The sequence below is a fragment of the Actinacidiphila sp. bgisy167 genome (assembly GCF_965342175.1).
In the GTDB taxonomy this organism is placed as follows: Bacteria; Actinomycetota; Actinomycetes; order Streptomycetales; family Streptomycetaceae; genus Actinacidiphila.
The window spans coordinates 1-11,444 of the sequence record NZ_CBDRBL010000011.1 but is presented as its reverse complement, the minus strand read 5'-3'; the positions used below and the strand labels follow the sequence as shown (position 1 = coordinate 11,444).

The window sequence follows — 11,444 nt, the reverse complement described above, 5'->3', positions numbered from 1 at the left end:
GCTCCTTGCTCGTGACGCGTGCCCGTCCGTGACCGGCACGCCCCGGGCGGTCTTCGGGTGGGGCCTCGGGTGTCGGTCAGTGCGGGTCGCCTGCGGCGCCGCCCGGGACGTCGCCGTCGGGTTCCAGGTGCTCGCGCAGCCATTGCTCGGTGGTGCTGACGTGCAGGAGGGCGGCCGCTTCGGCCAGAGCGGCGTCGCCGGCGGCCAATGCCCGGAGAATGGTTTCGTGCTCGGCCACGGTGCGTCCCGCGGCGTCCTCGTCGACCAGTCCGCGCCAGACGCGGGCATGCAGTGTCCGGCCGGAGATCCCCTCCAGCACGGTGGCGAGGGTGGCGTTGCCGGTGGCGGCGACGACCGCGCGATGGAACGCGGCGTCGTGCTCGGTGAGCAGTTCCACGTCGTCGCGGGTCGCCCGCATCGCCTCCAGATGCCGTTCGACCTCCGCCAGCCCCGCGGGCGAGATCCGTGTGGCGGCGAGCCCGGTGGCGACCGGTTCGAAGAGCCGGCGTATCTCGGTCAGCTCCAGCAGGGTGTCACCGCGCAGCAACTCCACCGCGGAGCCGATGCTGCTCAGCAGCAACTCGGGTTCCAGACTGGTCACATACGTTCCGTCACCGCGGCGGATCTCCAACACCCGTGCGACGACCAGCGCTTTCACCGCCTCTCGCATCAGGTTGCGGGAGAGGCCCAGCTCCGTGGCCAGCTGCTGCTCGGGAGGGAGTTTGGCCCCCGGCCGCAGCTCACCGGATTGGATGAGGTCCCTGATGCGGTCGATCGCCTTGTCCGTCAATGACATCCGTTGCCCCCTGATGGCTGCTCAGGCGGCGGCAGCGTAGCAATACATCCCATCGCTGCGGAAGACATGGGATGGCCGGTCCCTGCTCTGCGGATCGAGAGTTTCGCATGTGTGCAGGTCGAAAGCTTGACGGAAACCTTTGCCGTCCGAGGGTATGGACACCGACTCGAGTCGACCCTATAAATCCATCCAATGTCCGAGTGCCGTAGCGCGACGGACATCTAGCCGACACATGAGGACGGGTGGTTGCCATGATGCCGGGACAGAACCATCACCTCCGCACCGGAGGTGGCGGAAGCCATGACTGAGGTGATCACGGCCGTCGAGGCGGTCGACGTACGGTTCCCTACCTCGCGTGAGCTCGACGGCTCCGACGCCATGAACCCCGAGCCCGACTACTCGGCCGCCTATGTGACCGTCCGCACGAGCGCGGGGGAGGAGGGGTACGGGCTCGCCTTCACCGTCGGACGCGGGAACGACGTCGAGGTGGCCGCCGTACGCGCCCTGGCCCCGCTCGTGGAGGGACTGCCGGTGCAGGAGGTGCTGGCCGATCTCGGCGGCTTCTCGCGGCGCCTGACCGGAGACAGCCAACTGCGGTGGCTCGGCCCGGAGAAGGGGGCCATCCACATGGCCGCCGCGGCGATCGTCAACGCGGTCTGGGACCTGTACGGGCGCCGCACCGGAAAGCCGGTCTGGCGGCTTCTCGCCGAACTCTCCCCCGAGCAGCTCGTCGACCTCGTCGACTTCCGCTACCTCGAGGACGCCCTCACCCGTGACGAGGCCCTGGAGATCCTGCGGCGCGCCGAGCCCGGCCGGGCCCGGCGCACCGCGCACCTGCTGGAGCACGGCTACCCCGCGTACACCACCACCCCCGGGTGGCTCGGCTATGACGACGAGAAACTGGTGCGGCTGGCCAAGGAGGCGGTCGCCGAGGGCTTCGGCCAGATCAAGCTGAAGGTCGGCGCCGACCGCGAGGCGGACGAACGCCGCATGCGGCTGGCGCGCGAAGCGGTGGGCCCGGACGTCAGGATCGCCGTCGACGCCAACCAGGCATGGGGGGTCCAGCAGGCGATCGACTGGATGGCCGCGCTGGCGCCCTACGACCCGTACTGGATCGAGGAACCCACCTCCCCGGACGACATCCTCGGCCATGCCGCCATCCGCAGGGCGCTGTCGCCGGTCAAGGTGGCCACCGGCGAACACACCCACAACCAGGTGATGTTCAAGCAACTGCTCCAGGCGGACGCGCTCGACGTGCTGCAGCTCGACGCCAGCCGCACCGCCGGCGTCACCGAGAACGTCGCCATCCTCCTGCTCGCCGCCAAGTTCGGTGTCCCGGTCTGCCCGCACGCCGGAGGGGTCGGACTGTGCGAGATGGTGCAGCACCTGGCGATGTTCGACTACGTGGCCGTCAGCGGCACCACCGAGGACCGGGTGATCGAGTACGTGGACCACCTGCACGAGCACTTCACCGACCCCGTCCGCATCCGCGACGGCCGCTACCTCGCTCCCGAGGCGCCCGGAATCAGCGCCGAACTGCGAACGCGGTCCCTGGAGGAACACCGCTACCCCGACGGACCGGTGTGGAGCGCGGAGGCCGACGCATGAGCGGCGAGTTCGCGGGGCTCAAGGCCCTGGTCACCGGAGGCGCCTCCGGCATCGGGCTGGCCACCGCCCGTCTGCTCGCGGCGCGGGGCGCCCGTGTCGCCTGCCTCGACCTCACCCCGGACGAGCTTCCCGAACCCCTCGTCGGCATCCGCGCGGACGTCGCCGACGACGTGAGCGTCCGGGCCGGCGTCGAGGAGGCCGCGCGGGTGCTCGACGGCATCGACGTCCTGATCAACAACGCCGGGATCGGCGCCCAGGGCACGATCGAGGACAACACCGACGAGGAGTGGCACCGGGTTTTCGACGTCAACGTCGTCGGCATGGTCCGGGTGACCCGGGCGGCCCTTCCCCACCTGCGCCGCTCCCGTCAGGCGTCCGTCGTCAACACCTGTTCCATCGCCGCCACCGCCGGACTGCCGGACCGGGCGCTGTACTCCGCGACGAAGGGCGCCGTGCTCGCCCTGACCCGGGCGACCGCCGCTGACCTCGTGCCCGACGGCATCCGTGTGAACTGCGTGAATCCGGGGACCGCCGACACGCCGTGGATCGGCCGCCTCCTCGATCGTGCGGCCGACCCCGACGCCGAGCGCGCGGCCCTGTGCGCACGCCAGCCCATGGGCCGCCTCGTCTCCGCGGACGAGGTCGCCGCTGCCGTCGCCTACCTCGCGAGCCCGTCGTCCGGCTCGACCACCGGCACGGACCTCGCCGTCGACGGCGGCATGGAAGGTCTGCGGCTTCGCCCGCGCGCCTGAAGCGGCCCCCTCCCTCACCCGCGGTACCGGCACCCGCTCCCGCACCCGCCGGCGTACCGCTCTAACCGCGACTCACCCGGCAAGGAGAACGAGCAATGGAGCTCAGATTCACCCGGCACGCCTTCCTCGGCGGCACCGCCGCCCTGACCGTCCTCGCGCTCACCGCCTGCGGCGGCTCAGGACCCGCGTCGGGGGCGGGCGGCGGCGGTTCGACGGTCATCGGGGTCGACTACCCGCGCTCGGACACCGACTTCTGGAACTCATACATCAAGTACACCCCCGAGTTCGCCAAGGAACTCGGACTGGAGCTGAAGACCACCAACTCGCAGAACGACGTCGCCAAACTCACCGCCAACGCACAGACCTTCATCAGCCAGGGCGTCAAGGGGGTCGCCATGGCGCCCCAGGACACCGCGGCCATCGCGCCCACGCTGGCGCAGATGGAAGCCAAGAAGATACCGGTCGTCACGGTGGACACCCGCCCGGACACGGGCAAGGTCTACATGGTGGTCCGTGCCGACAACCGCGCCTACGGAGAGAAGGCCTGCCAGTTCCTCGGCACCAAGCTGGGCGGCAAGGGCAAGGTCGTCATGCTCCAGGGCGACCTCGCGTCGATCAACGGCCGTGACCGCACCGAGGCCTTCAACGCGTGCATGAAGAAGAACTTCCCCGACATCAAGGTCTTCGGTGAAGCCACCAACTGGGACGGAGCGGTGGCCGCGCAGAAGCTGCAGACGGACCTGACGGCCCACCCCGACATCAAGGGCGTCTACATGCAGTCCAGCTTCGCGCTCGCCGGCACCCTCCAGGTGCTCAAGCAGAAGAACCTCCTGGTGGGCCCCGAGGACAAGAAGCACGTGTACATCGTCTCCAACGACGGGATCCCCGAGGAGCTCAAGAACATCGGCGAGGGGAAGATCGACGCCACCGTCTCCCAGCCGGCCGACCTCTACGCGAAGTACGCCCTCTATTACCTCAAGGCGGCGATCGACGGCAAGACGTTCCAGCCCGGCCCGACCGACCACGACAGCACCATCATCCAGGTGCGTGACGGCCTGTTGGAGGACCAGCTCTCCGCTCCCCTCGTGACCGCGGACGGCGGCACCTACGGCGGGGTTCCCAGCCTCAAGAGCGACGACTCGTCCCTGTGGGGCAACAACCTCGGCTGAGCGGAAAGGCGACACACAAGCATGGTTACGGCTCACCCCGTCGCCCAGGCGGTGGGGATCACGAAGCGGTTCGGGCCCACGGTCGCGCTGCATGACGCCGGCATCACGATCATGCCCGGCCAGACGCACGCGCTCGTGGGGCGCAACGGGGCGGGGAAGTCCACCCTGGTCTCCGTCCTCACGGGACTTCAGGCACCGGACGAGGGATCGGTGTCCTTCGGGGGCGAGCCTGCGCCGCGGCTCGCGGACCGGGACGCCTGGCGGGAGCGGGTGGCCTGCGTCTACCAGAAGTCCACCATCATCCCCCAGCTCACCGTGGCGGAGAACCTCTTCCTGAACCGGCACGGCCGTGGCCGCGGAGGCCTGATCAGCTGGCGAACGGTCCGCGACAGGGCACGCGAGGTGCTGCGGACGTGGTCGGTCGACGTCGACGTGCGCGTTCCCGCCGGCGAACTCGACATCGAGCAGCGGCAGTTCGTCGAGATCGCCCGGGCGCTGTCGTTCGGCGCGCGCTTCATCATCCTCGACGAACCGACCGCACAGCTGGACGGAGCAGCCATCGGGCGGCTGTTCGCCCGGATCCGCGACCTCCAGCAGCAGGGCATCACCTTCCTGTTCATCAGCCATCACCTCCAGGAGGTCTACGAGATCTGCGACACGGTGACGGTGTTCCGGGACGCCCGGCACATCCTGACGGCGCCCGTGGCCGAACTTCCCCGTGCCCAGCTCGTGGCCGCCATGACCGGCGAAGGCGCCACCAAGGGGACCGGCGGGGCAGGCCGCCGCCCGGTGCCCGCCGCATCCCCGGCGGCGCTCGCGGTGGAGGACGCCGTCGTCGAGGGCGCCTACCAGGACGTGTCCTTCACGGTCCGCGGCGGGGAGATCGTCGGGTTGGCGGGCGCGGCCGGCAGCGGCCGCACGGAGGTCGCCGAGACAGTCGTCGGACTGCGGTCCGCCGACAGGGGTACGGTGCGGATCGCGGGGGTCCGCCCGCGGCCGGGCAGCGTGCCGGCCGCGCTGCGGGCGGGAGTGGGATTCGTCCCGCAGGACCGCCACCACCAGGGACTGGTACCGCAGATGTCCATCGCCGACAACGGGACGTTGACCATCCCCGAGCGGCTCGGCCCGCATGGTCTCATCGACGGCCGCCGCCGGGACGCCTACGCCCGCTCCATGATCGAGAGGCTGGCGATCAAGGCACCGGGACCCCACCTGCCCGTCTCCGGGCTCTCCGGAGGCAACCAGCAGAAGGTCGTGATGGCCCGGGCCATGGCCAACGATCCGAACGTGCTGGTGCTGATCAATCCGACCGCCGGCGTCGACGTGCGGTCCAAGGAGTTCCTCCTCGGCAAGGTCGCGGAGATCGCCGGGTCCGGCACCGGAGTGCTCATCGCCTCCGACGAACTGGACGACCTGCGCATCTGTGACCGGGTCCTGGTGATGTTCCAGGGCCGTGTCGTGGCCGAGAGGGCCGGTGGCTGGCACGACCACGAGCTCGTGGCCGCGATGGAAGGAGTGGACCTCGATGTCTGACAGCGCGACCGCGGCTGCCGCGACGACCCCGAACGGCGGCCCGCCGGAGCCCGGGAGCGAGCAGCCGACCACCAGGGATCAAGGAGGACGCAGGATCGCCTTCGCGCGGCTGCGCGACCTCGCGCTCGTTCCCGCGATCATCGTCATGGCGATCGTCGGACAACTCGTCAACCCGGTGTTCCTTCAGGCCGACAACCTGATCAACGTCCTGCAGACCATGTCCGAGATCGCGCTCCTGGTCCTCGCTCAGACCCTGGTGCTGATCGTCAAGAAAATGGACCTCTCCCTGGAGTCGACCGTCGGAATCGCGCCCGGGGTCGCGGCGTGGCTCACCGTACCCGCCGGCGCCACGCACGGCATCGGCCTGCTGCCCGGCGGATGGTCCGTGCCCGTCACCCTGGCGGTCGGCGTGCTGATCGGCGTGATCAACGCCCTGTTCATCATCCGGTTCGGACTCAACGGCTTCATCGTGACGCTCGGCATGCTCATCGTGCTCCGCGGCGTCCTGACCGGGATCTCCGGCGGCCAGACGTTCTTCCAACTGCCACCGTCGATGCTCTACCTCGGCACCGCCCAGTGGGCCGGCATGCCCGCTTCGGTCTGGATCTGCCTGCTCCTGTTCGCCGTCGGGATCGTGGTGCTCGGCTTCACCAGTTTCGGCCGCTCCCTCTACGCCATCGGCGGCAACGTCGACGCGGCCAAGGCCGCCGGCATCCGCACCGACCGGGTCCTGTGGACGGTCATCGTCGCCGCCAGCGTCCTCGCAGCGCTCAGCGGCCTGCTGCTCTCGGGGCGCCTGGCCTCGGTGGCCTCCGCCCAGGGCAACGGCTACATCTTCACCGTCTTCGCCGCAGCCGTCATCGGCGGCATCAGCCTCAACGGCGGCAAGGGCACCATGTTCGGCGCCTTCACCGGCATCCTGCTCCTGTTCATGATCCAGAACGTCCTCACCCTCGGCGGCGTCCCCGCACAGTGGATCGGCGCCCTCAACGGCACGATCATCCTCATCGCCCTGGCGCTCTCCCGCATCACGGGAGGAAAGGTCCAGGACTGAGCGACGCCCCCCGAACACGCACGCCCTCGATGTCCGGCCCGCACCCGCGACCGAAAGGCATGGCAATCCATGGAACGAAGAGAGTTCCTCGTCGCCTCCGCAGCCGCGTCCGCCGCTCTGGCCGCCGGCCTCCCCGCTGTGGAGGCGACCGCGGCCCCGCTTCCCGCCCCCGCTGCGCCGCCCGGCCCCGCCGGCGAGGCCTCCGCCCTCACCCTGTGGTACGACAAGCCCGCCGGACAGTGGCTGGAGGCTCTGCCGCTCGGCAACGGCCGCCTCGGCGCCATGGTGTTCGGCGGCGTCGACACCGAACAGCTCCAGCTCAACGAGGACACCCTGTGGGCCGGCGGCCCCTACGAACCCGCCAACCCGCGGGGCCTGGCCGCCCTCCCGGAGATCCGGCGCAGGGTCTTCGCCGGGGAGTGGAGCGCCGCGCAGAGTCTGATCGACTCCTCCTTCATGGGCACCCCGGTCGGCGAGCTGATGTACCAGACCGTCGGCAACCTGCGCCTGACCGTCCCGGGCGCGGGCGAGGTCACCGGCTACCGCCGCGAGCTGAACCTCGACACGGCCGTCGCGACCACCACGTACGCCCGCGGCGGCGTCACATACCGGCGCGAGGTGTTCGCCAGCCACCCGGATCAGGTGATCGTGGTCCGGCTCACCGCCGACACCCGCGGCAGCCTGTCCTTCACCGCCGCCTTCGACAGTCCGCAGCAGGTCCGGACGGACTCCCCGGACCCGATGACCGTGGGGCTGGAGGGGACCGGACAGACCCGCGAGGGGGTGACCGGCCAGGTCCGCTTCCGCGCCCTGGTCCGCGCCCACACCGAGGGCGGCACCGTGAGCAGCGCGAACGGCACGCTCACGGTGAACGGGGCCGACGCGGTGACGCTGCTGGTGTCCGTCGGCACCAGCTACAACGACTACCAGGACGCATCCGGCGACCACCGCGCCCGCGCCGAGGGCCCGTTGAACGCCGCGGGCGGCACCCCGTACGGGCGGCTGCGCTCCCGGCACGTGGCCGACCACCGCGCGCTCTTCCGCCGTGTCACGCTCGACCTCGGCACCACCGAGGCGGCGGGCGCGCCGACCGACCGGCGGGTCGCGGCCTTCGCCCAGGGAGACGACCCGCAACTGGTCGCCCTGCACTACCAGTACGGCCGCTACCTGCTGATCGCCTCCTCCCGTCCGGGCACCCAGCCCGCGAATCTGCAGGGCATCTGGAACGACCAGCTGTCCCCGCCCTGGGACTCCAAGTACACGATCAACATCAACACGGAGATGAACTACTGGCCGGCGCCCTCCACCAACCTCCTGGAGTGCTGGGAGCCGATCTTCGCTCTCCTCGACGACCTCGCGGAGGCGGGGCAGAAGACCGCTCGGGTGCAGTACGGCGCCGACGGCTGGGTGGCCCACCACAACACCGACGCCTGGCGTGGGACCGCGCCCGTGGACGGCGCCTTCTGGGGGATGTGGCCCACCGGCGGCGCCTGGCTGGCGACGTCCGTGTGGGAGCACTACCGCTTCACCGGTGACCGGGAAGCCCTGCGCCGCCGGCTGCCCGTGGTGGAGGGAGCGGTCCGCTTCTTCCTCGACTCGCTCGTCCCCGACCCCGGCACGGGCCACCTGGTGACCTGTCCCTCCGTGTCACCGGAGAACGCCCACCACGGCGGCGTGTCGGTGTGCGCGGGACCGACCATGGACAACCAGATCCTGCGTGACCTGTTCGACGGGTACCTGGCGGCCTGCGACGCCCTCGGCGACACCAGCCCCTACGCCGACCTGGTGCGTGCGGCCCGGGCCCAACTGCCCCCGATGAAGATCGGCGCTCTGGGACAGCTGCAGGAATGGCAGGACGACTGGGACGCCGGAGCCCCGGAGCGCCAGCACCGCCACGTCTCGCACCTGTACGGCCTGCACCCGAGCAACCAGATCACCAAGCGCGGTACGCCGGACCTCTTCCAGGCCGCGCTGAAGACGCTGGAGCTGCGCGGGGACGCCGGAACCGGCTGGTCCCTCGCCTGGAAGATCAACTTCTGGGCGCGTGCCGAGGACGGCGCCCGCTCCTACAAGCTGCTCGGCGACCTCCTCACGCCCGGCCGCACCGCGCCGAACCTGTTCGACCTCCACCCGCCCTTCCAGATAGACGGCAACTTCGGCGCCACCGCCGGCGTGACCGAATGGCTGCTCCAGTCCCACACCGACGAGGTCCACCTGCTGCCCGCACTGCCCCCGCAGCTGCCGGACGGCCGCGTCACGGGCCTGCTCGCCCGCGGGGGCCTGACCGTCGATCTCACCTGGCGCGACGGCACGTTGTCGCAGGCCCGGCTCACGGCCCGGCACGGCGGCACCGTCCGCCTGCGCACGGCCGCTCCGGTCGATGTGCACCCCACCGGTCCCCACGGCCGGGTCGCCGTGGAACGTCCGGAGAGCACCGTCGTCGTCTTCGAGGCCGCGGCGCGCGGCGACTACGTGATCACGCCGCGCTGACACCGCAAAGCGCCGCTCGCGCCCGCCGGGCCTCATGTCTCGGCGGGCGCGGGCGGCGCGCCCTTCGACGGGGTGCCGCAGAGACGGTGGATGAGTAAGGGAGCGGGGCCATGTGGTGAGGTGTGGGGCGGTGACCCACTCCGACAGCAAGGAGCGTTTCCTCCGATGACCACACAGTCCGCAGGTCCTGGGCGCGGCCGACTCGAGACCGCCGCCGCGACGGATGTCGCGCCGTTCACGGCTTCTCTCGTCAAAGCGGTGTTCAGGGACGTGACCCCGATGCACGTCTCCCGGTCGGCCGCGTGGGCCGCCGCGTCGGTGACGCGGACGGTGCTGACGGAGATCATCGACGGCGCGAGGAGAGCGGCGGCGGAGCAGGCCCGGAAGAAGCTGATCCCCGCGGACCTCCTCTCGGCGCTCGACCGGAACGTCGAGCTCGACGTGGGGACGAAGTGGTACGACCACAGCCCGACGTTCCGAAACCTGACCGGTGTCCTCCACGACGCCGAGGGCGCCGTCGTGCCTTCTCGCCGGCGCCGTGGGTCCCGCAGGCCGAGTGCCGTTGCCGGCGCCCACAGGTTCCAGGCCGGGGTCAGGAAGCTGCTGCGGAGCCGGGGAGTGACGGCCGTCCCGGCGATGGTCCGCGACCTGGACGGGATCGCGAGCGTGTTCCTGACGGACCTTGCCCGAGACGCGGCCATGGTCGTCCGCGAGGGCGGGGTCAGACGTTTCGGCACGGTCACCCTGGCGATGCCGGGCGAACCGGCCCCCTCCCCGTTCCTCACGGATTCCCACCGGGCCCTGGCCACCCGCAGCGGGGACGGGCGGACCATCGGCAGGGATGACGTCCTGGCCGCCACCGGGATGCAGTTGTTCGGCGGCGACATCAGGCAGCGAGCCCTCACCGCGGCACGCGAGGCGACGCAGAGCACGTCGGCCGGCTGAGCGGGTGCGGCCGGCGCCCGCACCCCGAGCGGGGCCGTCCCGACCTGCCCACCGACATCACCCGCAGCCGCTTCGGTGGGCAACTATGCTCGGAGCGACACACTGGGTACGTCGGCTTCCTTACGTGGCTCTGTCAGCTATCTGGTTGAGAAGGTCTTTGTACTCCGAGTGGCCTCGCACAGATCGGCAACTCCCACTCTTCGAGTCGACGACGAATCCGGGGCTGCCGCCGAACCTTGGCCTCCCGTTCGGGGCCGGTGGATTCACGGTGATCTGGAACAGGTAGAGGCCCGAACTTGAAATCCCTCGAAAGCGAAACCCCCACTGGAATCCGTCGCCTTTGGGGAGACGGCGGGATGCGAATTCTTGCGCGGTAACCGTGGCGTCCTCCAGCGTTATCACTGCGGACCGCCTCCCGTGTGCATGTAATCCTGGTGCCGTTTCGTGTATCCGCTGAACTGCCCGTCAAGGAACTCCACGTACTCTCCATGGTTCACTGCATTAGGGTGTTGGTGATGTTCCGCGTGCCGGCGCCACCCGCAGCGGTGGTCGGGTGAGTGTAGGACACCCTCCCATACGGATGTTGCGCACGTATCAAGCTGAAGCTTTCCCTCTACTCGGCCGGGAGCGGTCCGGATCCAGCCAGGGCGTCGATTCCGGTGGATGTCCACCGCCGATGCCCGACAAGACCTGGCCATCGTGGTAAGCGGGACCCGGTGAACTGCGTGGCAAGCATGCCTGCTTCGAGGAGGCCCGCACGCCTGCGGACCGGCCGCTTGCGTGAGACGGCCAAGGCGTAGCCGATCTGACGGCTCTCCAGACCTCGTTACCGGTGACCCATGCGGCCGATACGCCTGCGTCCAGAGCCCGGGCGACCATCCCGGTGGCCAGCGGGCTTGGTGGCGAACCTCAAGTCCTCCGGGGATTCCCGCCGCCCGACACCGGTTGAGGTCCTGCGTCCAGGAGCGCGGAGCGTACAGGCGCCCGTTCCGGTGCTCGCTCCAGTGCCGCCACGCATCACCGCGAGGCAGGAGCGGCTCCAGCGCTCCCACTCCGCATTCGCCGGTTACCTCGGCCGACCACACGGCAGCCTCAAG

Annotated in this window: 8 protein-coding genes; 7 read left to right on the top strand and 1 reads right to left on the bottom strand. The window is 70.3% G+C overall.

Annotation, left to right across the window (positions count from 1 at the left end):
- Nucleotides 1-76 precede the first annotated feature (76 nt).
- On the bottom strand, nt 77-796 hold the full coding sequence (locus tag ACRWND_RS06595) for a FadR/GntR family transcriptional regulator (RefSeq protein ID WP_431946901.1): 720 nt from the start codon (nt 794-796) through the stop codon (nt 77-79).
- A 300-nt stretch (nt 797-1,096) separates the two neighbouring features.
- On the opposite strand from ACRWND_RS06595, the gene ACRWND_RS06590 reads away from it, so the two are divergent.
- From ACRWND_RS06590 to ACRWND_RS06560, 7 genes are all read left to right on the top strand, one after another.
- Nucleotides 1,097-2,404 carry an enolase C-terminal domain-like protein gene (locus ACRWND_RS06590; RefSeq protein ID WP_431946899.1) on the top strand — a complete coding sequence of 436 codons (1,308 nt, stop codon included), beginning with the start codon at nt 1,097-1,099 and terminating at the stop codon, nt 2,402-2,404.
- A complete protein-coding gene (locus ACRWND_RS06585) occupies nt 2,401-3,156 on the top strand; it encodes an SDR family NAD(P)-dependent oxidoreductase (protein WP_431946897.1) in 756 nt (251 codons plus the stop codon). Before ACRWND_RS06590 ends, ACRWND_RS06585 begins: the two co-directional genes overlap by 4 nt.
- A 95-nt stretch (nt 3,157-3,251) precedes the next feature.
- The gene (locus tag ACRWND_RS06580) at nt 3,252-4,325 is read left to right on the top strand and encodes a sugar ABC transporter substrate-binding protein (protein WP_431946894.1); all 1,074 of its coding nucleotides are present in this window, start codon (nt 3,252-3,254) and stop codon (nt 4,323-4,325) included.
- Between the two features lie 21 nt (nt 4,326-4,346).
- Nucleotides 4,347-5,858 (top strand): sugar ABC transporter ATP-binding protein, encoded by a 1,512-nt coding sequence (locus tag ACRWND_RS06575; protein ID WP_431946892.1) that lies wholly within the window; start codon nt 4,347-4,349, stop codon nt 5,856-5,858.
- A complete protein-coding gene (locus tag ACRWND_RS06570; RefSeq protein ID WP_431946890.1) occupies nt 5,851-6,912 on the top strand; it encodes an ABC transporter permease in 1,062 nt (353 codons plus the stop codon). The genes ACRWND_RS06575 and ACRWND_RS06570 overlap by 8 nt, the downstream gene beginning before the upstream one ends.
- 69 nt (nt 6,913-6,981) lie before the next feature.
- Nucleotides 6,982-9,402 (top strand): glycoside hydrolase family 95 protein, encoded by a 2,421-nt coding sequence (locus tag ACRWND_RS06565; protein ID WP_431946888.1) that lies wholly within the window; start codon nt 6,982-6,984, stop codon nt 9,400-9,402.
- A 165-nt stretch (nt 9,403-9,567) separates the two neighbouring features.
- Complete coding sequence (locus ACRWND_RS06560) at nt 9,568-10,347, top strand: hypothetical protein (protein WP_431946886.1); 780 nt, start codon at nt 9,568-9,570, stop codon at nt 10,345-10,347.
- The last annotated feature ends 1,097 nt before the right edge of the window (nt 10,348-11,444 follow it).